The following is a 24,555-nucleotide window of genomic DNA, read 5'->3' on the forward strand; positions in this document are numbered from 1 at the left end:
GCGCAAAAGCGGTATCATACACACAAACCGAATCAGGGAACACGTATGCGGGTAGTATCAATCAGCGTCAATGGTCTTGAACAGGCCGTTGAGAAGGGCTTTTTCGACTGGCTGGCGGAGCAGGACGCAGATGTAGTTTGCGTTCAGGATCACCGCATGCGTGCGTATGAAGTTGAGGACCGGAATCTGATTCCCGAAGGCTATGAGGCTTACTTTATTGACGGTGAGCTGAACGAGCATGGTGGTGTGGGTATCTATACCCGGCATTTCCCAAAGGCCATCATGTACGGCTTTGCCAACGAACAGGCAGACCGCGAAGGCCGTTTTATCCAGGCTGATTTTGATAAGGTGTCGGTGGCCTGTGTGCTGGCACCCTGTGCTTTGGGGCGCGAAGAGGAATTAACCGGCGAGGACGACCTGACAGTTCTCGATCACAAAGACGAGTTTATGGACGCCTTTGGCGTGCATATGCAGAAAACCCTGCGCAAGCGTCGCCAGTTTATCTTCTGTGCCAACCTGCAAACGGCTCATCATGTAACCGACGCCAGCCCTCTGTACCACAAGACCGATTTCTCCGGCTTCCTGCCCCACGAGCGGGCGTGGTTGGATCGACTGTTTGATGAGATGGGTACGGTTGATGCGTTCCGTGAAATCAACAAGCAAAGCAACCAGTTTACCTGGTGGCCGGAGCAAACCGAGGGGTCGCGCAAAAAGGCGGGTATCCGGGTGGATTATCAACTGCTGACGCCGGGGATCCGGAAAACTATCCGCGATGGCTGGATTGATGAAGAGACCCGGTTTTCCGATCACGCCCCGGTGATCATGGATTACGACATCGAAATCGGTTTCTGATTAAACCTGCCGCGTGTCCGGAGGGGGAGACCTTTCCGCGACACGCTACAAGCACATCCATGTGCGCTCGACTCCGGCCGTCCCTGGCCGGAGACGGTTCCGGAAAGGTCTCCCCCTCCGAACCCGCTACGTTTTAGTCAGCCTGAGGTCTTATTCAGCCAGCGCCGCCTTCTGCATCTCGAACAACTGGTCAATCGCCCGTCGGGCAAGCGTCATCATGCTGTCCAGTTCGCCCTGCTCGAAAGGTGCGCCTTCTGCGGTTCCCTGAATTTCAATGAAACCGCCCTTGTCGGTCATGATTACGTTCATGTCGGTTTCGGCTTCCGAATCTTCCGGATAATCCAGGTCCGCCACCGGCTCACCTTTGTACACACCTACCGAAATAGCCGCCACCATTTGCTTCAGGGGTGACGCCTTCAGGCGCTTCTCGGCCACCAGGTGGTTAAGGGCGTCCACCAGCGCCACGCAGCCACCGGTAATAGCGGCCGTGCGGGTGCCGCCATCGGCCTGGATAACGTCGCAGTCGATGGTGATGGTGTGCTCGCCGAGGGCTTCGAGGTCCACGGCTGCCCGCAGAGATCGGCCGATCAGGCGCTGGATTTCCACGGTGCGGCCACCCTGCTTGCCGCGGGCGGCTTCCCGGCCCATGCGGCTACCGGTGGAGCGGGGCAGCATGCCGTACTCGGCGGTGATCCAGCCCCGGCCTTCGCCCCGCAGAAAAGGAGGTACCTTGTTTTCGACGGAGGCGGTGCAGATGACCTTGGTGTCACCAAATTCTACCAGCACGGAGCCTTCCGCATGGCGGGTGTAGTTGCGGGTGATCCGGACGTTTCTGGGTTGCTCGGGCGTTCTGCCGCTGGGTCGCATAGTGTGTCCTGTTATTGCCGTTTGAATGTCCGGCGGGAGCCGGTCTGGTTGAATGTGAGCGGACGAGTATAACACGCTGTCTTTGGGCGCTGGCCGACCGTGCGGCTTTGGTCGGGTTCGCCGCCCGGGCGGAATGCCTGTTAAACTCCGGTAAAACGTTCACAGGTAGGGAGCCATTATGATCCGCAGTATGACTGCATTTGCCCGCAAGGATACCCGGGGAGACTGGGGAACACTGACCTGCGAGATCCGCACGGTTAACCATCGCTACCTGGAGCCATCCTTTCGTTTGCCAGAGGCCTTCCGCGAACTGGAAAACCGGTTCAGGGAAGAATTGCGCAAGAAGGGGCTGAAGCGGGGCAAAGTGGATATTTCCATGCGCCTGCAGTCGGCGGAGCAGGGCGAACAGAGTTTCGAAATTAATGAGACCGTCGCCAAGGCCGTCAACGAGGCGGCCAATCACATTAACCGTATGCTGGACAATCCGGCCCACATCAATTCCCTGGATATTCTTCGCTGGCCTGGCGTGCTGTCGGTGCCAGAACAGGACTACAGTGCCGCGCGCCATGCGGCTGCTGATCTGTTTGCCGAGACGGTTACTGAACTGGTGCAGGTTCGGGAACGGGAGGGTGAGCGTCTGCGTCCCCTGTTCGAAGATCGGTTAAGTACCATGGCGAACCTGGTGGTGGATGTGCGTGCTCGCCTGCCGGAGCTGTTGGCGGCTCAGGAGAAGAGCCTGCGCGAGCGGTTTGAGAAGGCCAAAGTGGACCTTGATCCGGAGCGTGTGGCCCAGGAAATGGTGATGCTGGCGCAAAAAAGTGATGTGGCAGAAGAGCTGGACAGGCTGGAAGCCCACATCAGTGAGGTTACGGATACTCTGAAAGGCAACGATGCGATTGGCCGGCGCTTGGACTTTCTGATGCAGGAGCTGAACCGTGAGGCCAATACCCTGAGCAGCAAGAGCTTTGACGCTGGAGTAACCCGTGCTGCGGTAGACCTGAAAGTACTGATCGAGCAGATGCGGGAGCAGGTGCAGAACATCGAATAGTTTTTACCCGTGCAAGCCCTGTTATTTGATTATTAATACAGGGCTTTTCTGTTTTTTCGTCCATAGCGTGCGACTATCAAGCTTTCTGATCGGAACCCGGCTTTGGCGAACTTCATGTATTGAGCCTTGATATGTTGACCCGACCAACATTCTTAACGCTTGCTCTATCTTTATTGAAAAAGCGCTGCGTTTTCCTGTTTGCGCTGATCCAGTGTCTTGGCAATTCCTGATACTTTGATTTTGCTGACCCCTTGTTGCTGTGCCAGATACGTAAATTGGCTGATGGCTTCTGACACCTCTTCAATAACTTGCCTTGCGTCATTCCAAGTCCCATAGCCAGCACTTGCGGCCAGTTTGTGCATAACCTTAGTCGGTGGAGTGTGACCATAACCGCCAAATGCGGTGGCATGTTCATTGAGTGGATGCGGGCTATAAGTGACATCGTAAAAGGGCGCAAGCTGCCATTGGCCGTTATCCTGCTGTAAAAAAGCCCAATTTTTACTGTGGTCGTCTTGGTTAGACGACAAAAGGTTGAAAATCGCACGTCGAAATTGCAGTTGCCCAGCGGCTGGAGATTTGCACAGTTGACGGCTGGCTTTGATCAAGTCAATATAATCCAGGCTTGGCGTTCGAAAGTCTGCATCCAGCAGCCCGCAGGCGCTGTGCATATGCAATCGCCCTGAGCTGTGTTTGCCGGTTAAATCGGCATGGTCAGCGACATAATCAAAACGCTTGAGCGCCAACCAGGCGGGTGCACCGCTTGTATGCGGCGCTTCAATGAGTTGCCAGGCAGGCGGTTGGCATTTTGCTTGCTCAGCCATCTGTAAATAAACCGCCTCGCACAAGCCTTCTTCATGCCCGAGCGCTAGATTTTTCGAGGTAAACTTAATCAGCCAGGCTTCATCACCTGGCTGTGCCAAGGTTCGGCAATGCTGAGTTTCTCCGGCAGGCATATAAATCTGCGCCTTTGGCCTTGCGCCACCTGAACTACCGCCGGCTACTAATGCGGCCAACACATGTTGGGTCTGCCCATCCAAATCATCGTGGTTGCTATCCGTATAGCCTGTCATTGAAGTATCGAACAGTGTTTGCGCTTCCAAGCCTAACGTTGCCAAATCAATGTCGAAGTGCGCTGTGGCTGAAAATCCAGATGCTGGCGAAAAAGAGAGCGCTCCCATGCCTTTATCACCGACAAAGGCCAGTCTATCCATTGCTGTTAATTGATTAGGCAGAATGCCCTTTTGCCGGAAAATACGATCTTGTAACAGCATTCCCCAGCCGTCAGGCAAGCAATCCCCGAATACGCCATGCACACCCTGGTGTGGCTGTTTAGGTGCGGCTTGAAGTTGTGTGCTCGCCCTTAAAGTAAAGGGCGATAAATTGCCAAACTGCTTCAAATAGCTGTCTGCATACTGAAAAAAAACGCCTTGCCGATTCTGGGCCAAGACCCCTGCAGCGATCTGTTCGCCGGATTGTAGCGTTCGTGTTACGGTGAGCTTTTGAATGGGTTTAAAACTCATCTTTCAGCACCTCGTCAATGCTGGAGGGCATAGTGCTGAGTTCTTTCTCAGGTTGCGTTAGCTGATAAAGCCTATCCAGCGAGTCGAGGGTCTGCCACAGTAACAGTAATTGGCGAAATGAAATTTGCCCGGTTAACTCAAATTTTTTAATAGTGGCAGCAGGTACACAGCTTCGCTCTGCCAGTGCAGCTCTTGACAGCTTCGCGCGTTGACGTAACTTTCGCAAATAAGCCGCATAGGCTTGGCTCACATCCGTATCATCAAGTAAGGAGAAGTTCATCTGCAACGGCCAATTGGATACAATTGTATCCATTATAGGGGTAAAGGATCGAAAATGGCTATTATAGTAGCCATGGAGTGCAGCAAAGAGGTAGTAAATGCGAAGGGCCGCTAATCAATGAGCAGATTAGGAATTTGGAATAAGCCGGACTGCAAATGTCGGGCAACATACGGGGCGGGTATCGCCCCGTTTTTATTGTAGCCTGCGCTGTTACTCAGCCGGTTTGATGGCCAGCAGGTCCGTACGCAGGTGGGTGAGTACCTTTTCGGCGGTGTTGCCGATCACCCGGGCGGCGACGCCGGTTTTGCCGGTGGTGCCAATCACCACCATGTCAGCCTTGATCCGGCTGGCGATGCTGGGAATGATTTTCTGGGCAGGGCCGGTTTCAACGTGAACCTGCTCCGGCTTTAGATGCCAGGTGTTGCACAGGTGGTCGATCTTCGGTTTCAGCGATTCCAGGCGTTTGCGGGTGTGGGCGTCGGTGTCGATGATGTCCAGATCTGCCAGCAGTACGGAGGTGTGCAGGGCGTGCACCAGGTGCAGTTCGGCGCCGGTGGCTCTCGCCAGTTGGAAGGCCTGGTCGATAATCCGAGTGTTCAGCGCCTTTTTTACCGGTTTGTTGGTGCTCAGATCCACGGCTGCCAGTATCGGGTGGGCCTTGTTCCACTTTTGTTCTGCCACCAGCATGACCGGTGCGGAGCATTCACGAATCAGGTGCCAGTCGGTGGGGGTGTAAAGAAAGGTTTCAGAGCGGTTGCCGGTTTTTACCACCGCAGAGATGCTGTTGTCCCGACAATGCTGGTTGATCCAGCGATGAATGCTTTTCTCCCACACGGTGCGGGCAACAACATCAAGATCTTCGCAGTTTGCCAGCGCCAGCATTTGCTGCAGCCACTTTTCCCTGATTTCGATCAGAGCCTCTTTGGCCCGTTGTTGTACGGCCTGGTCGCTGGGCAGGGCGTCGAGATATTCGTGCACAAAAGCAACCACTTCCACACTGGCGCCGGTTTTTCTGGCCAGTTCGATTCCCCGCCCCAGCGCTTTCTGGTGCTTGGATGTGGGGTCCATGATGATCAGCAGTTTGTCCATGTTCCGTGTCCGCTATTGTCAGTCTGTGTCGGCAGAAAAGTGCGTGTGCCGGTAAACGCCTTTGCAGGCGGTTACAGATGATACTACCAGTTGGTCTGGCCCCGGGGTGCGGACATAAGTCAAACTCCGTATAATCCGGGCGTTTTAACGCCGCCTCCGGGTTGCGGTGTCATCTTTAGGGAGTGAATACGCCATGAGTCAGGCCGGTGAGCAGGGTACCCTGTTTGTCATCTCTGCGCCTTCCGGTGCGGGCAAAACCAGTCTTGTTGCCGAGATGTTGCGGGAAGATGCGGGGCTTGGAGTGTCTGTGTCTCACACAACCCGCCCGATGCGGGATGGCGAGAAAGACGGTGTGAATTATCACTTCGTCAGCCGGGACGAGTTCGAGGCCATGATTGCCCGCGGTGACTTTCTGGAACATGCCGATGTTTTCGGAAACTACTACGGAACGTCTCAGGTGTGGGTGCGTGAACGCCTTGCGAGCGGTCGGGATGTTATTCTGGAAATCGACTGGCAGGGTGCAGCCCAGGTGCGCCGGTTGATGCCGGAATGTGTCAGTATTTTTATTGTGCCACCCTCGGCCGCAATTTTGCGTGAGCGGCTGGTGGGGCGGGGCACCGACGCGGCAGAAGTCATCGAGCGCCGTTTGTCTGAAGCCGAGGAAGAGTGTCGTCATGCGGTCGAGTTTGACTATCTGGTGGTGAATGACGAGTTTTCGGTGGCACTTGGGGATCTTCTCGCCATTGCGCGCAGCCGCCGGTTACGGATGCCGGTACAACAGGTGCGTTACGCGCAATTGCTGGATGGTTTGTGCGACCGGGGCTGATGTGGGTTTTCACTGTATACAAATTGAGCCGGCGGCAGTAAACTACGCGGTCTGCTAAATCTGTGATTCTTTTGTTCGGGGAAGATAATGGCACGAGTTACCGTTGAAGATTGTCTGGAAAACGTTGATAACCGCTTCCAGCTGGTTATGCTGGCCACCAAGCGTGCCCGCCAGATTGCCACCAAAGGTGCCGAGCCGATGGTGCCGGAAGAGAACGACAAGCCGACGGTGATTGCACTGCGTGAAATCGCTGAAGGCAAGGTCAGCCGTGACCTGCTTCTGGAAGAAGACGAAGATTAAGGCCGTTTGCGACAGGCGCCGGTAATAAACACTGGCCGACTGCGAACAGGCATTGAAATCTGCACCTGCGGTTTTATAGTGTACTTATAGAACTTGCCAGGAAGGACTGAAAGAGCCCGGATGCTTGCATTCGGGCTCTTTTTGTTTGCCCGGCAATTAACGGATTTTCGGAGGCGCGGTGGCGGCAGCAGAAGCAACAGTAGAGGAGCTGGCAACAGAACTCAGTTCCTATCTGGATACCAATCGCATCAACCAGGTGCGCAGGGCGTACTATTACGCCGAGCAGGCCCACGAAGGCCAGATGCGCAAGAGTGGGGATCGGTACATTACCCATCCGCTGGCTGTGGCCGGTATCCTGGCGAACCTTCGGCTGGATCACCAGAGTTTGATGGCCGCCATGCTCCACGACGTCATTGAAGACACCGGTATTCCCAAAGATGCCCTGGTAGAGCAGTTCGGCGACGATGTTGCCGAATTGGTCGACGGCGTTTCCAAGCTTACCCAGATTGAATTCCGCTCCAGGGCCGAAGCCCAGGCCGAGAACTTCCAGAAAATGACTCTGGCCATGGCCAAGGATATTCGGGTAATTCTGGTGAAGCTGGCCGACCGGCTGCACAACATGCGCACCCTCGGGCCTATGCCCTACGAAAAACGCCTGCGGATTGCCGCCGAAACCCTCGATATCTACGCGCCTATTGCCAACCGGTTGGGCATGCACGCTATCTGCACGGAACTCGAGGATCTGGGATTTTCCTCGCTGTATCCGATGCGCTCCAAATACATTTCCAAGGCGGTGGAAAAGCTTCGCGGCAGCCACCGGGAAATCATTGAGGAAATCCGTGGCAAGCTTCAGGAAAAGCTGGAAGAGCGAGGTTTGCCCGGGCGCATTATGGGCCGGGAAAAACACCTGAATTCCATCTATAACAAGATGAAATTCAAGCAGAAATCTTTCCATGAAATCATGGATGTCTATGCTTTTCGGATCATCACCGACAGCGAAGACAACTGCTATCGTATTCTGGGGGCCGCCCACAGCCTCTACAAGCCGCTTCCGGGGCGTTTCAAAGACTACATTGCCATGCCCAAGGCCAATGGCTACCAGTCGCTGCACACCACTTTGTTCGGTATGCACGTGAATATCGAAATCCAGATCCGTACCGAAGAGATGGAGCACATTGCCAACAACGGGATTGCGGCCCACTGGATGTACAAGAACGAAGCCTCCGGCGTGACCACCATCAACCAGTCCCGGGTGGACCGCTGGGTTCAGGGCTTGATGGAAATGCGGGAGCGGGCCGATGACTCCATGGAGTTTATCGAGCACGTGAAGGTAGATTTGTTCCCCGATGAAATTTACGTGTTCACACCCCGTGGCCGGATTATGGAATTGCCCAGCGGTGCCACACCGGTGGACTTCGCTTACGCCATTCACACCGACATCGGCAATGCCGCGGTGGCCTGCAGGATCAATCGCAATCTGGCTTCACTCAGTCAGCCTCTGCAAAGCGGCCAGACGGTGGAGATTATTACCGCGCCGGGTGCACGCCCCAATCCCGCCTGGCTGGGTTTTGTCATTACCGGCAAGGCCCGCAGCAGTATTCGCCACACCCTGAAGACCCGCAAACGTGTCGAATCCCTGGAGCTGGGCAAAACCCTGCTCAAGCGTTCACTGAAAGGCTTTGGTGCCAAGCTGTCGGATATCAGTGAAGCCCAGAAGCAGGCCGTGGTCAGCCACAATCAGGTGAACAGCTTTGATGACCTGATCAGTGATATCGGCATGGGCAACCGGATGGCCTACCTGGTGGCCCGGCAACTGGTGTCCGGTGGCGAGCTGGTGGCCGACGAACCCGCCAGCCTGGAGAAGGCGGCCGAGGCGGAAGCCAATGGTGCTGCAGTCACTATCCGGGGCACCGAAGGTTTGCTGGTGAGTTTTGCCAGTTGTTGTAAGCCCATACCCGGCGACCCGATTGTCGGAGTCATGGACAGCGGCAAAGGTATGGTGATTCATTCCGACACCTGTGCACGGCTGCCAGACGACAACAACGGCCGGGCGCGGCTGACGCACCTGAACTGGGCCAAGGACATTACTGACGAATTCGCTGTGGAGTTGCGGGTCGAACTCGAGCGCCAGCGTGGTGTGATTGCCGAGGTGGCGAATGCCGTGGCCATGGCCGACGGCAATATTGCCCGAATCAACGTGGAGGATCAGAACGCCCGATTTGGGATTGTCAGCCTGGTGGTGCATGTGCATGGCCGCAAGCATCTGGCACGGGTCATGCGAAGGGTGCGTAATATCCGGGCTGTGACCCAGATCAGCCGGGTGCGTTACTGAGACCTTTGCGCAGTTGACAGGCGCCACGCCCAAAGGCGAGGATTGGCGTTTTGGACGAGAGGAAGTTTCGGATTATGACCAACAAATCTGTTATCCAGACCGACAATGCGCCCCAGGCTATTGGCACCTATTCACAGGCTGTCAAAGCGGGTGACACGGTGTATCTGTCTGGCCAGATTCCGCTGGACCCGGAAACCATGGAAGTGGTTGCTGGCGACTTTGCCGCCCAAACCCGCCAGGTGTTCGAAAACCTGAAAGCGGTTTGCGAAGCGGCTGGCGGTGAACTCAAGGACATCGTCAAACTGAATATCTACATGACCGATCTTGCCAATTTCGCCACCGTAAACGAAATCATGGCCACCTATTTCCAGCAGCCCTATCCGGCCCGTGCCGCCGTGGGTGTAGCGGCACTGCCGAAAGGGGTTCCGGTGGAAATGGAAGCGGTTATGGTGCTCAGCTGAGCGACAACTGGTTGATCATCTCCCGGTATCCCGCACGATAGTCGGGGTACCGGAAGCGGAATCCGCTGTCTAACAGCTGTTTGTTACTGCAGCGCTTGCTGCCCGCCCGGCCACCTTTCCTAGCACCTTCCACCGGCGCTTTGCACGGTATCTGCTGCCTTACCCAGTCGACTACCTCATCCAGCCTTACTGGTTCGCAATCGGTGGCCAGGTATACCGGCTCCAGAGCCTCGCCATCTAATGCTTTGCCCGCCAGCCAGGCCACCGCGTGAGCGGCATCTTGCTCGTGAATGCGGTTGCTGTAAGGCGCGGGCGGCTGGGGATTCATACGGCCTTCAACCACTTCTTCCAGAAACCGTTGCCGGGTAGGGCCATAGATGCCGCTGAGCCGGACAATGGTGGCAGGCTGGCCACTTTCCAGAGCCGTAATCTCGCCCTGCCGGATCTGCTGGCCGGTAGAGCGGGCCGGTGTTGCCGGGCTTGTTTCGTCTACCCAGCTGTCGTCATCCTGGGCATACACACTGGTGCTGCTGATAAAGATCAGCCGTTTCAGCGGGCGCTCGCCGATGGCTGCAAGCAGATTCTTAAGGCCAGTCACATAGGCCTGATGATAACCCTGTTCGTCGTAGCTTGAAGGTGTCAGGCAATAGATTACGATATCCAGGGCCGGGGGCAGATTGCCCGCAAGAGATGCCGGGTCTGACAGGTCGGCACCAATACCCCGGATGCCTGCCGGCACCCTCTGCGGATTTCGGCGCAGCCCAAACACCTGCCCGTGGTTCAGAAGCGCGGTGGCAATGTCGCCACCCAGCTTGCCGCAGCCAGCCACCAGAATTTGTGCTTTATGATTGCCGTCTGTCATTGCCATAGACAATTTCAATCCTTATGCTTTCGTTGATAAAGTACATGCAACTTCGACCCGTACACGCCGACCGGAGCTTTCCATGACCCTTACCGAGTTACGATACGTTGTTACACTCGCCCGGGAAAGGCATTTTGGCCGCGCCGCCGAGCGTTGCCATGTCAGTCAGCCAACGCTTAGTGTGGCGGTCAAAAAACTCGAAGACGAACTGGGTATTCCGTTGTTCGAGCGCAGTAAAAGCAGCATTCGGGTGACTGAGGTGGGCGAGCGCATCATCGAACAGGCCCAACGGGTGCTGGATCAGGTAGGTGTCATCAAGGATATGGCCCAGGATGGCAAAAACCAGCTGAACTCGCCCTTGAAAGTGGGCGCCATCTACACCATCGGGCCCTATCTGTTTCCGCACCTGTTACCGGAACTGCGCCGGGCGGCACCAGAGATGCCGCTCTATATCGAAGAGAACTACACCGCCAATCTGCGCCAGAAACTCCGGCATTCGGAACTGGACGCGATCATCATCGCACTGCCATTCGAAGAGCCCGAGGTGGTGACCCTGCCACTGTATGACGAGCCCTTTGTGGTGCTGCTGCCCGCCGCGCACCCTCTGGCTGAAAAAGAGCAGATCACCGCCGAGGAGATGGCCACCGAGCAATTGCTGTTGCTGGGGCCGGGGCATTGCTTCCGGGATCAGGTTCTGGAATCCTGCCCGCCGCTGGTCGAGGCGATCACCAAACGGGCGGACAACGGCAAGCCGGAACTGGTGACGGAAGGCAGTTCGCTGGAAACCATCCGGCATATGGTGGCTTCGGGATTGGGTATTACGGTGCTGCCGTTGTCTGCGGCGACTGCCATGAAGTATCACGAGGACATTCTGGCGGTGCGCCCGTTCGCTCCGCCGGTGCCCTTCCGCACCGTGGCATTGGCCTGGCGGGTGACCTTCCCCCGGCCCAAGGCCATTGATGTTCTGTCACTTGCGGCCAGCCAGTGTCGGGTGATGGAGAAGGCGCATACCGAAACCCCGGCAACGGCCAGCGCCTGAGCCGATGATGATGTCACTGGACGACATCCCGGTTACCCAACTTAAAGGCGTGGGTAATGCCCTGGCCGAAAAACTGGTCAGACTCGGCATTCAGTCGATTCAGGATCTGCTTTTTCACCTGCCTCACCGGTATGAAGACCGTACCCGTATTATTCCTATGGGGAGCCTTCGAATCGGAGACGTTGCGGTGGTGGAAGGGGAGGTTATGAAAGCCGACCTGATTATGGGCCGCCGCCGCAGCCTGCAAGTTACCCTGCGGGATGACACCGGCTTTCTGGTGCTGAGGTTTTTTCATTTTAATGCGGCTCAAAAGAACCAGCTGGCCGAAGGCGCCCGGGTAAGGTGTTTTGGCGAAGTCCGCCCGGGTCGGGCCGGCTACGAGTTCTACCATCCCGAATATCAGGTCAACCCTCCGGCTATGCCCGCACCCGATCAGGCGGCATTGACACCGGTCTATCCGCTTACCGAGGGTATCCAGCAACCCCGGCTACGAGCACTGTGCCAGCAGGCGCTCGGTTATCTCGACCGTTACCCGATTACCGACTGGTTACCCGAGGATATGCTGGCAGATTACCAGCTACCCGCTATCAGCGAGGCGGTAAAGCTGGTGCATGCACCACCCGCCGGAGCGCCGGTGCATTTGTTAATGGCCGGGCAGCACCCGGCCCAGCAGCGACTGGTGATGGAGGAATTGCTCGCTCACCAGCTCAGTCTGTTGCAGGTACGACAGCAGATTCAGGCCCGGGCAGCCTTGCCCCTGTTGCCTACGGGTGAACTGTCCCGTCAGTTTTTGGAGCAGCTTCCATTTCAGCTTACCGGCGCCCAAAAGCACGTGTTTGAAGACATTCGCCAGGATCTCAGCCAGCCGCTGCCAATGCTTCGCCTGGTGCAGGGCGACGTAGGCTCTGGCAAAACCGTGGTGGCGGCGATGGCGGCCCTGCAAGCCATCAGCGCGGGCACCCAGGTGGCCCTGATGGCGCCCACCGAAATACTGGCAGAGCAGCATTATCAGAATTTCCGGAGCTGGCTGGAACCCTTGGGCGTTCAGCTTGCCTGGTTGTCGGGGAAAGTGAAAGGCAAGGCCCGGCAAGCGGCGCTGGCGGCGGTCGCCGATGGTAGTGCCAGCATTGCGATTGGTACCCATGCTCTGTTTCAGAACGACGTGGTGTTCGACCGTCTGGCGCTGGTGATTGTGGACGAGCAGCACCGGTTCGGGGTGCATCAGCGGCTGGCACTGCGGGAAAAGGGCGTGGGTGGCACCCTGGCGCCCCACCAGTTGATTATGACCGCCACCCCCATTCCCCGAACCCTGGCCATGAGCGCCTACGCCGACCTGGATACCTCCGTTATTGATGAATTGCCTCCGGGGCGTAAGCCCATTGAAACCATCGTGCTGCCGGAGTTCCGCCGGGAAGATATCATCGAGCGTGTGCGCGCGGCCTGCCGGGAGGGCCGTCAGGCCTATTGGGTGTGTACTCTGATTGAGGAATCGGAAGCCTTGCAATGCCAGGCGGCGGAGGTGACCGCCAAGGAGTTGGCAGAGCGTTTGCCCGAACTCGCGGTTGGCCTGGTGCACGGGCGCCTGAAAGCCCAGGAAAAAGCCGGGATGATGGATCGTTTTAAAGACGGCGAACTCGATCTTCTGGTTGCGACCACGGTGATTGAAGTGGGCGTGGATGTGCCGAATGCTTCATTGATCATTATTGAAAACCCGGAGCGGCTGGGCCTGGCGCAACTTCACCAGTTGCGGGGGCGGGTTGGCCGTGGCGAGCAGGCGAGCTTCTGCGTGTTGATGTATCACCCGCCGCTGTCTCAAAACGGCAAGGCCCGCTTGCAGGCGCTCAGGGATAGCCAGGACGGATTTTTTATTGCCGAGAAGGATCTGGAAATTCGCGGCCCGGGTGAAGTGCTTGGCACCCGGCAGACCGGTTTGATGCAGTTCCGGTTGGCGGAATTCGAACGGGATAAAGGCTGGATAGCCCCGGTGCGTGAACTGGCGCCCCGGTTGATGAAAGAGCCCCGCCGGGTGAATGCCCTGATCAAACGCTGGTTAGGTGAAAATATTCGCTATGGGGAAGTCTGATCGCGTTTTGGTATATGGGGCCATATCAACTTTGCCGCTCTATGCTATGTTCATGGCAGGTGAATCACTGCAGAATGTAGTGGTGTAGACGTTTAACAAAAAGTCTGGAGAAGACTATGGAACTTCCTGTTGTGGTACAACAGGCCCTTGGTGACAACGCTCCGGGCGTGTCTTTTCGCGGTATCAACCAGATTGATGCCTCGCATCTGTTGCGGATGACGCTCCTCAGCGATGGCGAAGGGAATTTGCAGGCGATCTGTCGCCGTGACGACATGCTGGATCTTGATGCCCTGAATAAACGGTTGGGCCGGGATCTTCGCATGATGCAGAGGCGCGAACAGGTGCGGGTGCGCCAGAAGGCCGGGCTTCAGGAACTGCCAGCTCTGCCCTCGCTGACCGGTTGGCCGACGGTGGTGGATCAGCGGGTCGACCAGCTGGAAGCCATTGCTCTGGAACTGGCCGATGAAAAGCTGGGTATCGTGATGCCTGGCGAGGATTTCCGGCAGCTTACCGCCAAGGCCGAGCGCCATGATTTTGCTGTGGATGGCGCGCTGATACCGGTGAATCTGAACGATCAGTCAACAGATCGCGAGCAACTGCACTCGGCCATCAGCAAATTTACAGGCCGGAGAATCCAGCAGAGGCTTGAAGATACCCTGGAATTGCCACCCCTGCCAGAAACCGCGCAGCGGATCATTCATCTGCGGGTAAACCCCAATGCCGTGATGGGGGATCTTGTCGATATTGTCGAGAGTGACCCCAGCCTGGCAGCCCAGGTGGTCAGCTGGGCATCGTCTTCATTTTATGCAGCCGCCGGGCAGGTTCGATCCGTTCATGATGCGGTGTCGCGGGTGTTGGGGTTTGATCTGGTGATGAACCTGGCCATGGGTTTATCGCTGGGGCGGGCGCTTACCCATCCGAAAGACCACCCGGAAGGTTACGTTGATTATTGGCAGCAGGCCATCTGGCAGGCTCAATCCGCCGGTATTCTGGCCAGCATGATGCCCCGGGGCCAGCGGCCGATGTTTGGTCTGGCCTACCTCGGTGGTCTGTTGCACAACTTTGGCCACCTGGTTCTGGCCCAGGTGTTTCCTCCGCACTTCCGGCTGGTGTGTCGTTCGCTGGAGGTAAACCCTCATATCGACTCCAGTGTGATTGAGCATTACCTGCTGGGTGTAACCCGGGAGCAGATAGCGGCCCAGTTGATGGAAAACTGGGGGATGCCTGACGAAGTCACCCTGGCGATTCGCTACCAGAAGAATGCGGCTTACGGCGGAACGCACAGCGTGTATGCCCGTTTACTATGGCTGGGGCGCCAGCTCTTGACGGAGCGTGGTATTGCCCTCGGTGCTGGCGGGGAGGTACCCCAGCCTATCTATGATGAGCTGGGGTTGGAGCGCGCATCCGTGGAGGAGCAGTTCGACGAGCTGGTTGCGCGCAAGGACGACATCATGGTGATGGCCGGTATGATGAACCCGGCCAAATAAAAAGAGCCAGCCCGTTGGGCTGGCAAGCTCACCCGCTTGTTGCAGAGTCGTCCAGACTGTTCAGGAGAAACAACGAAGGAGCTCACACGCTGTTGGTTAATGTGTAGGCTCCTGAAGTAAATTTAGACAATCTTCGAAAAAAAGAAAGAGCATTTCCCGGCAAAATTTCACAACAACAGTTCTTCCGGCTCATCTTTCTGCAAAGCTATTGATTTACTTTGTGATATTCTTTTCGGCTTCGTACATTTCGCCAGTAACATTCACCCGTCAGTCGTCAAACCGGTGATGTTTCAGAGCCGATGCGGCTTCTCGTATTTCAGTGGCGTGAGTCTGCTCAACGGCCAGCCGTTCCTTGTCCAACTTCCTGATCGTGCGGCTGTCGGTGTTCTTCCTCGCTTCGTGGGTCGGCATATGTTGGATCTTGTCGTGTACCGTTTGGAACACCTCGAAAGGAGCCTTGTTCAGTAGTGATGGGTCTACGTAATCCAGGAGGCCTTTCAGACGAAGGCAGGCTTCGGAATATTCAACCTGCTTTTCTTCGACGGCCAGCGCAATGATGCGGATGCTCTCAACCATCTTGTCCCGGCGCTGCGCCTGGAACTCCTCGGTCTTCTTCTGAGCCAGGCGCTGTTGGTTCAGTAGCTTTGATTGGCGCCAGATGTAAAACAGCAGGGCACCAATGATTACCAAGCCGATGGCAATGAATGCCAGTTGCAGCCCTCTGGGCATGTTAAGTCTCCCGGTTCTGTTGTGTTGTTTCTGGAATATCAGATGTGCCGTAGTGTGCCAGACTTTGCAGCCGGGTGCTTGTCATGGATGACTGTAGCCAGTAGGCAATCGGCCAGCCGGAAGGCTGGCCGGGACAGGGCAGGCGGTCAGAGCTGCAGTGGGGGGTTACCGGGAGTCGATATTTCCGTCCTTGTCGGAAATAACGATTTCCACGCGGCGGTTCTGCTGGCGACCGGCCGCTGTGTCATTGCTGGCTACGGGGTATTGCTCGCCAAAGCCGCGGATTTCGACACGGCGGCGCTCTATGCCCTGAGCGATCAGTGCATCCTGAACAGCCAGCGCTCTGCGCTCGGAAAGAGTCTGGTTGTAAGAGGCTTCTCCGGTGCTGTCAGTATAACCCTCTACCCGCACCCGACGATCCTCATACTCCTTCATGAACTGCGCCAGGCGGGCCACGGTTTGTTGCCCCGAGGTTTTCAGATCTGCCTTGCCAAGGTCAAAAAGCACGTCGCCCAGGGTGAGCACCATGCCACGGTCAGTACGCTCAGCCTGCAGCTCCTCCATTCTTTGGCGTAGCATTTCAGCTTCTCTCCGGGCTTTTTCGGCCTCGCTTTCGCGCTGTTCCAGCATCAGTTGGCGCCGCCGTTCTTCTGCCGAATCAATTTGTTGTTGCAGTCTGGCGCGTTGCGCCTGCTGACTGGCTATCTCGGCGTGACGATTGGCCAGGTAGGCAGCGTGCTCAATGCGCACGGTGTCTTCGCCGTCTTTCAGCAGGGATTCCGCACGATTCAGCTGGTCTCTGGCACTGCGTAGCTGGCGATCCCCGCTACGTGCCACTTCAGGATCGTTTTCGATTTTCTGGTAAGCCGCACGGGCTTCAGCTACTTTCGCATTCTCGGGCGGTGTGGAGGCACAACCGGCCACCAACATCGACAAGCCAACCGCCATTCCCAATGCAATCTGTTGTTTATTCATAACAGTCTCCTGTCTGGAAAAGGCAATTACTGAACAGAGTTAATTTGTTTGCGTAGCGACTCAATATTACGGTTGATCTCTTCTACAGCTCGCTGTGCCTTGGCAGTTTCAGCGCGGGCAGCGGCTAACTGCGCATCCACGGTGGCTTGCTCTAGAAGGCGTTCGGCGGCGTAATATTTTTCCCGCTCCATCAAGTCCTTTGCATCGGCTACCTTGTTGCGGGCATCGTTGAGCAGGATTGGCTCCATATCCCGGGCGTCGGCCGCAACAGCTTGCTGAATCGAATTCTCGGCCGCCTGAAGAGCCGAGTCGGGTCGCTCACCCTTACTGGCGCAGCCACTCATAGCAAGCGCTATGGCGGTGACTCCTGCGGTGTATAACTTAGGATTATGCTTGTTCATGCACGATCTCCTTTCAGCGGTATACATGCGTGATAGTAACGCGGGGCTACACATCTCAACCCCATCGGGACCGGCAGAATGCAGATGACTAACGGCCTGCAGGCCGCTGTGTGCCGAGCCCGTATCATTTGAAGCGTAGCAGGCAACTCGGGTAAGACCATGACGCATTGGCAATATGACCAGTTTTAGGATCCTTGTGTGTCTGCGAAAGGTCGGGCTAACTGGTGCTTACTTCTTGTAAGGTGTTGTTTTCATGATTTAGTAGAATGACATCATTAAAACACCAGGGCTCCGTTTCCGGGGCCCTGGTATGGGAAGGATAGTTTTCTGGTGGAGGTAAGTGCTGCTAGGTACTGCTGCGGCGTCTTATGCCCAGAATGCTTATCAGGCCAAGGCCCAGAAGAGCGAGGGTTGATGGCTCTGTTACTTCGTGAGGCTCGCAATCAAGTCCAATGCAATAGGCTGCGTCATGAGAAAAAGGCGCAAAGTCAGTGACTCTTATCTTATCGCCCTTACTATCTCCGTATGTGTACAGGTCAAAATGCAGTCCATAGCCTGTGTTGAGCGCCGATGCGTCGATATCGAAGATCTCTCGGTACAACTCCCCGGGGGCCGCTGAGTCGTCCGCTACGTTATAGGCGGAAACATTCCCGAGGGTATCGAACTTAAATGCCAGTTCATAATAAATGGTATCAAAAACTCCATGAGGGGCCAGTTCACCGTCAATACTTTCAATAGGCGGCTGGCCGTATTCGAATGTGCTGGCAAAGCTGGACAGTTTCGTGCCGTTAATCATAACCTCGCCGAAGTTAGCGATGTCTGTCACGTGGTCTGTTGTTGCTGGCAGCAGGGCGACAGACAGATAGTAATCGACCGAAAGGTCAATCTCGGACGTCTTGCCCAATGCCCAGAGGGAGAATGAGGAAGTGTCAGTTACTGTACTTTCTTCCGAGCCACCCAGGTATGTTCCACCGTCAATATCCAGTTGCAGAATGGGTAGTGCAACTGCCGATTGGGCAATTAGCATTCCTGTGGTGATTGCGGCTAGGATTTTAATGGCCATGGCAATAGCCCTCGCAAAGTAGTGCAGAACCCCGATTAATACACCGTCTCGGGTTTATATTTTATGAGCAAGAACGCGGCCAAGATGTAAAAAGGCTTTCAGATCAATGGATATGTCGGCTGTGGCGACATCTGTTTCTCTTGAGGTGTAAAAAAATTGACGACTTCTGGGCTGTAATTGCATTAGTACTTGAGGGGAGTAGAGGGAAGCTTCGTTAGATATCTTGCAGTACGCAGTCGCTTTTCGCAGCGATCAGGCGCAAAGTTCGGGAGTTGAAACACTTCTCAAGAGCCAGGGTTCTGTACGAGAAGAGCGTTCGTACCGTCCAGAACGAACGTTATTGCGGCGGACAATTCCATTTCTTTCCAAGCCGCTTCTTGCGACGGGGTTTAGTGTATACCCGCTGTTGCACACTCTGATCCGCGACCTGGTTAACCCGTTTGGCAAGCAAGGGGCCGCTGGAGACGTGTTGATGGGCTGACCGAAGGACGTGGGTTCTGTCTGAAGCGGTCAGGTGCCGTACAACGGCTATTCCATTTAGTCTGTTCGTAAACGTTTCCGGGGGCAGCTCCGATCTGATCCCGGTAGTGCTTGAGCCCCATCAGGTCAGCGAGGGCCAGACGGGGAGCGTTGTTAAAATCAGCAGTTACGTATCGTTGTGTGGCATCGAGTGTCATTGCACGTTCCTTGTCATGGTGGGGTGGACAATCCGATGTCCAACCAAACTGAAGCTATGACTATTCCTGTATTTGCAGATGTTAAGTTTTTGGTCGCCAGATTCACTATGCCACTACAAAGCGGGGCAAACTCTGAAACTTACTGGATAGCACAGTGGAGCGACAGGGTGTGTCGTAGAAAAGGAACGGATTGGCCTTGTCGTGGGCTTCGCTCGTTTCGGAGTAAAGGACGGGCTTTACGGGGTGTTTTGTGTTCCGGTGAAGGCCGGGAAAAGCGGGAAGAATATTATGGGGATTTAATAAATGGTGGGCCCAGCTGGACTCGAACCAGCGACCAAGGGATTATGAGGCCCATTGCAGCAACTTCAGACAATACGCGGCAAAACGTATTGGCATATAAATCAGATGGTTATGGAATTTCTGTTTTGGGCTCTTTTGTCAGAATTCGTCATTTCTTGCGGGTCACTCCCCCACTACTCCCCCACGGTTCCCCCTTCATATTTCCTGAAAATACCCACACTCTTACCCACAAAAGCGGGGCGCTGCTATTGGAATTGTCCGGAACTCATACGGGCAAAATCCGGCTGCGTACCCTCTCGAAAAAAGTTCCTTATTTCCCCCGCGTAAAAATCTGGCTAGGGCACGCGGTCGATGCTTTGGGAGCGTCAGGGATTTTACCCGCCCCCGGTGGGTAGGTTGCTGCGTTGCTTTGGTCTGGGTGCGATCTCGTGCAGCGTGGCGGACTACCAAACAACAACCGGGCGGTGTCTGGTTTCGTATCTGGTGAGCGCTCACGCTCCACGTTACCCACGGCGGCCCTCGGTCTGGGAGTACCTTTTCTGTACAGGCAAACCGGCAGCATCGTCAGCAGTGAATCCAGTAATGGCGCGGGTTTGTGTGCGGTGCTGGTGGTGGCCCATCGGCCCCGACTCGGTGCGCGTTGTGTTCTGCCTTTCTCTGCCCTATTGGGGTAGCCCTTCGCCATGTTCGCCAGGGCTTCAGGCAGGCAGGGCGGGGCCTTGCGGTCTGCGGTGGTGGGGCCATAGGCCCCCGATAATTTGCCATAAAGTGCGCTCCGCGATACCCGTACCGGGCGGGTTTGTGTGGGGGCCCGGCGCGTTCGCTGGCGGTCAGACAACAACAACCACAAGGCAAGGTGAAAAGCTCCCGGTGTCTGCGGTTCCGCGCCCCCGTGGTGAGTTGTTGTCCGGCAGTACCTTTCGGGTTTTGTCCGCCAGCAGGGCCCGGCACACTTACCTTTTCTTGCCCGATGAAATGTTAACTTTTGCTAACAGGTGACTTCGGGTCACATGATGCGCGGCTCCCTTTAGGGACTAAAGAAACGCCGGGTTTCCCGACATTATCGTTTTGCCGATGTTAGGTTTTGACAGGTTCTTGCTCAGGTGAGTTAGCGATATTCCAGCATTGGGCGGGCGGTCGTTTGGTCGCGCCTGCCTCAATTGAGCGTACCCCCTCCCAGGGCGCTTTTAGGGGCTCCGAAAACTCTGGCGATTACCTGCGCGAGTGGAACGGCTACTCTCTTGCACGCGCGTACTGGTCACGAAACTGGTGATTACCTGCGCGTGAGTCAGGTGCTGGCGGCATAGATTCGATTTCAGGTTTTATCAGGTTCCAGGGCTATAAGTGGCTGCAATCATTCAATTGTGTCAGAGAACCACATTTAAATCGGGGGCGTTCGATGTCAACTTTTGTCAACATGGCGCGTACCTTTGCTGCGTACCAAGTGCGTACAATTCCCTGAGTGCCTGGAATTGCTGGCCCTGCTCTTATCCTGCTCTCAGGTTTTTATAGTCGGGAAAATCGCTGGCGGGTTTCTGAAGTAGGGGCGAATAGAAACCGCCCCATGGTCTGAGGTTATGGCGCGGCGCCGTTGGCGTACAGCAGGTTATAGATAACGTTGCTGGCGGCGCATAGCGCCCCGTATTGCTCGTCTGGGTCGTGCTCCGGGAAGAACAGAACATCATGCAAAACCTGTTCAATATCGGCGGCTACGACCTCATGTTTCAAACCTTCAGCCAGGGCGCGGGTAATGTCGCCTCGCTTGTACTTGTAGGTGGGGGTAGGGTGCAGCGGTGTTACGTTGGTCATGGTCTGCGGCCTCGTTTCAACATTTCTCAACATGGGCGGCGTATGCCTGAAGGTATGCCCGGCGAAGGTCTGCCCCTTCGGTACAGTACCGGGCGCGGGGTGCGTAGCAGGCGCTACAAGCCATCAGGTGGTTAATCAGGTCATCGTGGGCAGGCTTCCATGCCTGCATCAGTTCAACGTGTCCGGGGCGGCTCTGGGGCTGCCTGGTGGGCTCTGGTGTATCGTCCGCCAGCGGGTGCCCGTCCGAACGCATCAGCCTGAAGTACGCCAGCAGGTGGGCCCGGCTGGTTGCCCCTTCGGCTATGTCCTGAAGGTCGTCAGAATCCAGCAGGCCACGCAAACGGGCGGGGCTGGCCTGAAGGGTTTGGGCTATTTCCAATAGCAGGGTGTCAGGGTTCTGCCCTTTCTTATCGGCAGGGGTCTGCGGATTCTGCGGATTTGCGGAAGAACCGCTGAAGCCCAGTGTTGGCGCGGGGTTGCCCGTTTTTTGGGTTTGCGGATTTTTGCGGATAGTTGCGGAAAAAACTTCCCCCGCTGAAAAATCCGCAGGTTTCCGCAAAATTTCCGCAAGCTCTAACCCGCGTGGCTGTGCGGTTTCCGCAGAATCCGCAGTTTCCGCAGGGGGTGGCGTTTGTGCTTGTTGTTTGCGGCGTATGGCCCCCATCAGGTCAAACATTGTCCGAGCCCTCCCGTAGCTTCCAGGCGCGGGGTTTGTTGTTGGGGCCTGTGGCAGTGACAAGGGCGTGCCCGTAATCCACTAGCAGGGCCAGCAGGGCGCGGGCTTTCCTTGCCTTGCGGTAGGCAGCGGGCAGCTTGTTGAAGTTGTCCGCGTGCAGCTCTCCCCCGTTTTGTCGCATCCAATCCGCCAGCTCTCGGGCCTCATGCTCTGCGGTGTTCTGTGCGGCCTCCTGTGTGCGCTGAATCATCGTCAGCAGGTAATACTGCATCAGTTCAGCGGCCCGGTTGATATGCTCCGGGGTTGGCTCTGCGCGGGTTTCGATATACGCCAGAATGGCAGCAATACGGGCGGCGTTATCGGCAGCTTTGGCGGCGAAGGCTTGAACCTCTGCCAGCTCGCCAGCGGGTGATAGCTGTTCCTCTATCGCATCATGCACCATTACCCAGGCGTCAAAGGCGGCCCCGGTGATTTCCAGCGTTTCGGGCTCCAGCTCCCCGGCGTCATTCATTGGCAAGGGCTGGCGGATAAGCTCTCCCAGGGCGTCCCAGAATCGGTTAACGGCAGGGTCACGGGTGGCGCTTTCATCGCTTGGGCGGTTTGATAAGAACCGGCTGCCAATCAGTGAATAGTCACTGCAAACCAGAAAGCGGGCCAGAAAGCCTTGCCCCAGCATTAGCGGGTCGGCTAACACTTTGTCCGCGATAACGGGCTGTATCATCAGGTGGGCAGCCAGGCGGCGGCCTGCCAGTACGCCAGACTCCCCGGCCCCTGCCCTGGTGCGGGTGATTGGTTTTCCGTCCCATAGTTGGGAAAGCATGGTGATGCTGCGGCCCTTGGCCTCGTCTGCCATGCCGTGCCCGCTAAAGAATGCCCCGCCTTCATCCGAAAACAGGCCAGCTATCGGCAGCCCTTCCTGCAAGTGTTTATAGATACCTTCTGCCGTGGGTTCTTCCATCAGGATGTGGGGGCGCGGCGGTGGCGTGGGCCGGTTGTTTTCCAGCTCCGCCAGCTCTGCGGCTAAGGCTTGCTGGTCGTCATAGCTCAAGGGCTTGGGTTTCTTCCCGCTCCCCTTATAGCTAGCAATAATGCTTTTGTACCGCAGTTCGTGGGCTTCCAGGTCTGCCCGGTATTCCGCCATCAAGGTTTCATGCTCTGCCCGGCGGTCTGCCTGGTAATCGTGTATTGGCTTTACAGTGCGGCCATCAAGCGTAGATTTGCGCTCCCCGCTGGCGGCTATGGTCAGGCAGTACAAGGTTGTGGGGCTGGTGCCTACGTTGCCCTTTTTCACGTTCACGTGGCCTTGAACCGCCAGTGACGTTACCGCCAGAACGGATTGTCCCGCCATGCCCAGTGGCGCCTGAACGTAATAGGCCAGGGCCTTTGCCGCGTTGCCCAGCAGTTCCCCCAGGGCTTCCACGGGGTAGGGTGGTGGTGCGCTTTTCTCAGCCAGTGGCAGCGGCTTGGTGTCGATACCTGGCAGCGGGGCGCTTAATCCGGAGCGCGGGTCTGTTGCGGTAATCGGTAGGTACTGGGTCATTGCGGCCCCCTTTGCCACTGGTGCAGGTCGTTGAAGTCGGAAAGGTGAACAGGTGCGGCTGGCGGCCATTCAGGCAGGGCAAACCGTGCCCCGGCTGCCAGTGCGGCGGCTCGTGCAGCGGCGGCTCCGGGGTTGCCTGGTGTCTGCCGGTCATCATCTCCGCACACAATCAGGTCAGCATCAGGCCAGCGGTTGCGGGCTCCGGTTGCTACGGCTTGAAGGTTGCCGCAATCCACGGCGGCCAATACCAGGGCGGCGGGGTCTATCTCTGCCAGGGTGCAGCCGGTGGCCCAGCCTTCACAGATAAGCACGCGGGCGGGGTAGTCGGGGCCATTCACGACGATGAAATTACCGGCCTTCTTTCCGCCAGCCATCAGCCGCTTGTCCCCGGCCTCGTCGATGGTTTGCAGGCTCCATGCTTTGCCGCTGAAGTCGGTTAGCAGTAACACAAGCTCCCGGCCTTGCTGGCGGGCTCTGTGGGGCTGTATGCCCTTGTTTTGCAGATACGGGTGCAATGGGTCTGCCGGGCTGCATGAATGCCAGCGGCGGGCGGCTGCGGCGGCTCTGGCTTCCCACTGCCGGGCCTGCTCTTCCTCCCTGGCTCGTTTGGCTTCCGCCATCCGGCGTTTCAGTTCCCGGCGCTCTGCCGGTGTCATGGCGTCCACGTTCCCGGCTATCCACTTCATTTCTGCCCCGGTGGCCCAGTCTCCGGCCACTACGGCGAACGGCAGGCCCCGCTCATGGTAGGCAATCAGCCAGCCGTTTTTACTGCGGGGCTTGCTGGCGGTGCCAAAGCGTACCGGCTTGCCTTCTGCATCAGCCAGGCGGGACAGCAGGGCGTCAGGGTTGGCCGGTTCTATGCCGTGCTCCAGCAGGGCGGCGCGTATGGCGTCCAGCCGGTCTGCATAGCTGGCGGGGGTGCTATACTGGCTCCGGGTCTGGTGCCTTGCCCCTTCGGGGGCGGGTGCCGTTTTCATGCCTGGCCCCTCCCGCTGATTTGCGCGGTGTGCCCCTGCTTTATCCCCTCCATGAATTCCACGCGGTCAAAAAGCAGCTTGCGGCCAAACCGATAGACTCCCGGCAGGTCATGGCCCTTGGTGAATAGCAGGTGCCGAATGCCTCCCTTGGTGATTGCCGGTTCTGCCTGGCATAGCTGAGTGATGGTCAGCAGGGTTGGGCCCTGGTTGTCGGGTTGGTAGCTTGTTTCGGCGTTAGCGGTTGCGGTCATGGTTTTGCCCTCGTTTGTTGAGTAGTGCCGCGTTGTGCGGCTGAGGGCATGAAACCAATTTAGGCGGGCAAGGGGTGGCAGTTGCCAAAAGTAATTGGCAGTTGCCAAAAG

23 protein-coding genes are annotated in these 24,555 nt (G+C 56.7%); 9 read left to right on the forward strand and 14 right to left on the reverse strand.

Annotated features, from left to right (window positions below; genetic code table 11):
* Positions 1 to 45: 45 nt before the first annotated feature.
* A complete protein-coding gene (locus C7H09_RS03770) occupies positions 46 to 852 on the forward strand; it encodes an exodeoxyribonuclease III (RefSeq protein ID WP_106761295.1) in 807 nt (268 codons plus the stop codon).
* 150 nt (positions 853 to 1,002) lie between these two features.
* Here C7H09_RS03770 and rph read toward each other — a convergent pair whose 3' ends face one another.
* Entirely contained in the window at positions 1,003 to 1,719 is a 717-nt protein-coding gene (rph, locus tag C7H09_RS03775) for a ribonuclease PH (protein ID WP_106761296.1), read from the reverse strand.
* Positions 1,720 to 1,897: 178 nt separating this feature from the next.
* Between rph and C7H09_RS03780 the strand changes: the two genes are divergently transcribed.
* A complete protein-coding gene (locus tag C7H09_RS03780; RefSeq protein WP_106761297.1) occupies positions 1,898 to 2,767 on the forward strand; it encodes a YicC/YloC family endoribonuclease in 870 nt (289 codons plus the stop codon).
* A gap of 170 nt (positions 2,768 to 2,937) precedes the next feature.
* On the opposite strand, the gene C7H09_RS03785 is transcribed toward C7H09_RS03780, so the two are convergent.
* The 3 genes from C7H09_RS03785 to C7H09_RS03795 all read right to left on the reverse strand — a co-directional run bounded on the left by C7H09_RS03785 (position 2,938) and on the right by C7H09_RS03795 (position 5,656).
* Positions 2,938 to 4,287: a type II toxin-antitoxin system HipA family toxin gene (locus C7H09_RS03785; protein WP_106761298.1), complete on the reverse strand. Its 1,350-nt coding sequence runs from the start codon at positions 4,285 to 4,287 to the stop codon at positions 2,938 to 2,940.
* A complete protein-coding gene (locus C7H09_RS03790; protein WP_240616495.1) occupies positions 4,277 to 4,600 on the reverse strand; it encodes a helix-turn-helix domain-containing protein in 324 nt (107 codons plus the stop codon). The genes C7H09_RS03785 and C7H09_RS03790 overlap by 11 nt, the downstream gene beginning before the upstream one ends.
* A 177-nt stretch (positions 4,601 to 4,777) precedes the next feature.
* The gene (locus C7H09_RS03795) at positions 4,778 to 5,656 is read right to left on the reverse strand and encodes a universal stress protein (RefSeq protein WP_106761300.1); all 879 of its coding nucleotides are present in this window, start codon (positions 5,654 to 5,656) and stop codon (positions 4,778 to 4,780) included.
* 193 nt (positions 5,657 to 5,849) lie between these two features.
* Between C7H09_RS03795 and gmk the strand changes: the two genes are divergently transcribed.
* From gmk to C7H09_RS03815, 4 genes are all read left to right on the forward strand, one after another.
* Complete coding sequence (gmk, locus tag C7H09_RS03800; RefSeq protein ID WP_106761301.1) at positions 5,850 to 6,482, forward strand: guanylate kinase; 633 nt, start codon at positions 5,850 to 5,852, stop codon at positions 6,480 to 6,482.
* 87 nt (positions 6,483 to 6,569) lie between these two features.
* Entirely contained in the window at positions 6,570 to 6,782 is a 213-nt protein-coding gene (gene rpoZ / locus C7H09_RS03805) for a DNA-directed RNA polymerase subunit omega (RefSeq protein ID WP_029654458.1), read from the forward strand.
* 178 nt (positions 6,783 to 6,960) lie between these two features.
* Complete coding sequence (locus C7H09_RS03810) at positions 6,961 to 9,114, forward strand: RelA/SpoT family protein (protein ID WP_106761302.1); 2,154 nt, start codon at positions 6,961 to 6,963, stop codon at positions 9,112 to 9,114.
* A 74-nt stretch (positions 9,115 to 9,188) separates the two neighbouring features.
* Complete coding sequence (locus C7H09_RS03815; protein ID WP_106761303.1) at positions 9,189 to 9,575, forward strand: RidA family protein; 387 nt, start codon at positions 9,189 to 9,191, stop codon at positions 9,573 to 9,575.
* On the opposite strand, the gene C7H09_RS03820 is transcribed toward C7H09_RS03815, so the two are convergent.
* Positions 9,568 to 10,443 (reverse strand): NAD-dependent epimerase/dehydratase family protein, encoded by an 876-nt coding sequence (locus C7H09_RS03820; protein ID WP_106761304.1) that lies wholly within the window; start codon positions 10,441 to 10,443, stop codon positions 9,568 to 9,570. The genes C7H09_RS03815 and C7H09_RS03820 overlap by 8 nt on opposite strands.
* 76 nt (positions 10,444 to 10,519) lie before the next feature.
* Here C7H09_RS03820 and C7H09_RS03825 point away from each other — a divergent pair, with 76 nt between their 5' ends.
* The 3 genes from C7H09_RS03825 to C7H09_RS03835 all read left to right on the forward strand — a co-directional run bounded on the left by C7H09_RS03825 (position 10,520) and on the right by C7H09_RS03835 (position 15,046).
* Positions 10,520 to 11,476 (forward strand): hydrogen peroxide-inducible genes activator, encoded by a 957-nt coding sequence (locus tag C7H09_RS03825; protein ID WP_106761305.1) that lies wholly within the window; start codon positions 10,520 to 10,522, stop codon positions 11,474 to 11,476.
* Between the two features lie 7 nt (positions 11,477 to 11,483).
* Positions 11,484 to 13,559, forward strand: coding sequence for an ATP-dependent DNA helicase RecG (gene recG / locus C7H09_RS03830; protein ID WP_106761358.1), 2,076 nt, complete (start codon positions 11,484 to 11,486; stop codon positions 13,557 to 13,559).
* 116 nt (positions 13,560 to 13,675) lie between these two features.
* Positions 13,676 to 15,046 (forward strand): aminoacyl-tRNA deacylase and HDOD domain-containing protein, encoded by a 1,371-nt coding sequence (locus C7H09_RS03835; RefSeq protein WP_106761306.1) that lies wholly within the window; start codon positions 13,676 to 13,678, stop codon positions 15,044 to 15,046.
* Between the two features lie 267 nt (positions 15,047 to 15,313).
* On the opposite strand, the gene C7H09_RS03840 is transcribed toward C7H09_RS03835, so the two are convergent.
* The 9 genes from C7H09_RS03840 to C7H09_RS03880 all read right to left on the reverse strand — a co-directional run bounded on the left by C7H09_RS03840 (position 15,314) and on the right by C7H09_RS03880 (position 24,444).
* Positions 15,314 to 15,775 carry a DUF2489 domain-containing protein gene (locus tag C7H09_RS03840; protein WP_106761307.1) on the reverse strand — a complete coding sequence of 154 codons (462 nt, stop codon included), beginning with the start codon at positions 15,773 to 15,775 and terminating at the stop codon, positions 15,314 to 15,316.
* Between the two features lie 165 nt (positions 15,776 to 15,940).
* Entirely contained in the window at positions 15,941 to 16,750 is an 810-nt protein-coding gene (locus C7H09_RS03845) for an OmpA family protein (protein WP_106761308.1), read from the reverse strand.
* A gap of 26 nt (positions 16,751 to 16,776) precedes the next feature.
* On the reverse strand, positions 16,777 to 17,151 hold the full coding sequence (locus C7H09_RS03850) for a DUF4398 domain-containing protein (RefSeq protein WP_106761309.1): 375 nt from the start codon (positions 17,149 to 17,151) through the stop codon (positions 16,777 to 16,779).
* 346 nt (positions 17,152 to 17,497) lie between these two features.
* Complete coding sequence (locus C7H09_RS03855; RefSeq protein WP_106761310.1) at positions 17,498 to 18,214, reverse strand: choice-of-anchor N protein; 717 nt, start codon at positions 18,212 to 18,214, stop codon at positions 17,498 to 17,500.
* Between the two features lie 2,552 nt (positions 18,215 to 20,766).
* Positions 20,767 to 21,000 carry a hypothetical protein gene (locus C7H09_RS03860; RefSeq protein ID WP_106761359.1) on the reverse strand — a complete coding sequence of 78 codons (234 nt, stop codon included), beginning with the start codon at positions 20,998 to 21,000 and terminating at the stop codon, positions 20,767 to 20,769.
* A 16-nt stretch (positions 21,001 to 21,016) separates the two neighbouring features.
* Positions 21,017 to 21,676 carry a hypothetical protein gene (locus C7H09_RS03865; RefSeq protein ID WP_106761311.1) on the reverse strand — a complete coding sequence of 220 codons (660 nt, stop codon included), beginning with the start codon at positions 21,674 to 21,676 and terminating at the stop codon, positions 21,017 to 21,019.
* The gene (locus tag C7H09_RS03870) at positions 21,669 to 23,216 is read right to left on the reverse strand and encodes a YfjI family protein (protein ID WP_165794778.1); all 1,548 of its coding nucleotides are present in this window, start codon (positions 23,214 to 23,216) and stop codon (positions 21,669 to 21,671) included. The genes C7H09_RS03865 and C7H09_RS03870 overlap by 8 nt, the downstream gene beginning before the upstream one ends.
* Positions 23,213 to 24,193 carry a toprim domain-containing protein gene (locus C7H09_RS03875; RefSeq protein WP_106761313.1) on the reverse strand — a complete coding sequence of 327 codons (981 nt, stop codon included), beginning with the start codon at positions 24,191 to 24,193 and terminating at the stop codon, positions 23,213 to 23,215. Before C7H09_RS03875 ends, C7H09_RS03870 begins: the two co-directional genes overlap by 4 nt.
* A complete protein-coding gene (locus C7H09_RS03880) occupies positions 24,190 to 24,444 on the reverse strand; it encodes a hypothetical protein (RefSeq protein WP_106761314.1) in 255 nt (84 codons plus the stop codon). The genes C7H09_RS03875 and C7H09_RS03880 overlap by 4 nt, the downstream gene beginning before the upstream one ends.
* Between the last annotated feature and the right edge of the window lie 111 nt (positions 24,445 to 24,555).

The organism is Marinobacter fuscus (assembly GCF_003007675.1).
GTDB lineage: Bacteria > Pseudomonadota > Gammaproteobacteria > Pseudomonadales > Oleiphilaceae > Marinobacter > Marinobacter fuscus.

Excerpts from the sequence above, each read along its gene's own strand:
- C7H09_RS03820 (WP_106761304.1), bottom strand. The coding sequence starts at position 10,443 with ATGGCAATGACAGACGGCAATCATAAAGCACAAATTCTGGTGGCTGGC.
- C7H09_RS03870 (WP_165794778.1), bottom strand. The coding sequence starts at position 23,216 with ATGACCCAGTACCTACCGATTACCGCAACAGACCCGCGCTCCGGATTA.
- C7H09_RS03875 (WP_106761313.1), bottom strand. The coding sequence starts at position 24,193 with ATGAAAACGGCACCCGCCCCCGAAGGGGCAAGGCACCAGACCCGGAGC.
- rph (WP_106761296.1), bottom strand. The coding sequence starts at position 1,719 with ATGCGACCCAGCGGCAGAACGCCCGAGCAACCCAGAAACGTCCGGATC.
- C7H09_RS03825 (WP_106761305.1), top strand. The coding sequence starts at position 10,520 with ATGACCCTTACCGAGTTACGATACGTTGTTACACTCGCCCGGGAAAGG.
- C7H09_RS03880 (WP_106761314.1), bottom strand. The coding sequence starts at position 24,444 with ATGACCGCAACCGCTAACGCCGAAACAAGCTACCAACCCGACAACCAG.
- C7H09_RS03835 (WP_106761306.1), top strand. The coding sequence starts at position 13,676 with ATGGAACTTCCTGTTGTGGTACAACAGGCCCTTGGTGACAACGCTCCG.
- recG (WP_106761358.1), top strand. The coding sequence starts at position 11,484 with ATGATGTCACTGGACGACATCCCGGTTACCCAACTTAAAGGCGTGGGT.
- C7H09_RS03855 (WP_106761310.1), bottom strand. The coding sequence starts at position 18,214 with ATGGCCATTAAAATCCTAGCCGCAATCACCACAGGAATGCTAATTGCC.
- C7H09_RS03770 (WP_106761295.1), top strand. The coding sequence starts at position 46 with ATGCGGGTAGTATCAATCAGCGTCAATGGTCTTGAACAGGCCGTTGAG.
- rpoZ (WP_029654458.1), top strand. The coding sequence starts at position 6,570 with ATGGCACGAGTTACCGTTGAAGATTGTCTGGAAAACGTTGATAACCGC.
- C7H09_RS03790 (WP_240616495.1), bottom strand. The coding sequence starts at position 4,600 with ATGGATACAATTGTATCCAATTGGCCGTTGCAGATGAACTTCTCCTTA.
- C7H09_RS03815 (WP_106761303.1), top strand. The coding sequence starts at position 9,189 with ATGACCAACAAATCTGTTATCCAGACCGACAATGCGCCCCAGGCTATT.
- C7H09_RS03785 (WP_106761298.1), bottom strand. The coding sequence starts at position 4,287 with ATGAGTTTTAAACCCATTCAAAAGCTCACCGTAACACGAACGCTACAA.
- C7H09_RS03840 (WP_106761307.1), bottom strand. The coding sequence starts at position 15,775 with ATGCCCAGAGGGCTGCAACTGGCATTCATTGCCATCGGCTTGGTAATC.
- C7H09_RS03860 (WP_106761359.1), bottom strand. The coding sequence starts at position 21,000 with ATGACCAACGTAACACCGCTGCACCCTACCCCCACCTACAAGTACAAG.
- C7H09_RS03865 (WP_106761311.1), bottom strand. The coding sequence starts at position 21,676 with ATGTTTGACCTGATGGGGGCCATACGCCGCAAACAACAAGCACAAACG.
- C7H09_RS03780 (WP_106761297.1), top strand. The coding sequence starts at position 1,898 with ATGATCCGCAGTATGACTGCATTTGCCCGCAAGGATACCCGGGGAGAC.
- C7H09_RS03845 (WP_106761308.1), bottom strand. The coding sequence starts at position 16,750 with ATGAATAAACAACAGATTGCATTGGGAATGGCGGTTGGCTTGTCGATG.
- C7H09_RS03795 (WP_106761300.1), bottom strand. The coding sequence starts at position 5,656 with ATGGACAAACTGCTGATCATCATGGACCCCACATCCAAGCACCAGAAA.
- C7H09_RS03850 (WP_106761309.1), bottom strand. The coding sequence starts at position 17,151 with ATGAACAAGCATAATCCTAAGTTATACACCGCAGGAGTCACCGCCATA.
- gmk (WP_106761301.1), top strand. The coding sequence starts at position 5,850 with ATGAGTCAGGCCGGTGAGCAGGGTACCCTGTTTGTCATCTCTGCGCCT.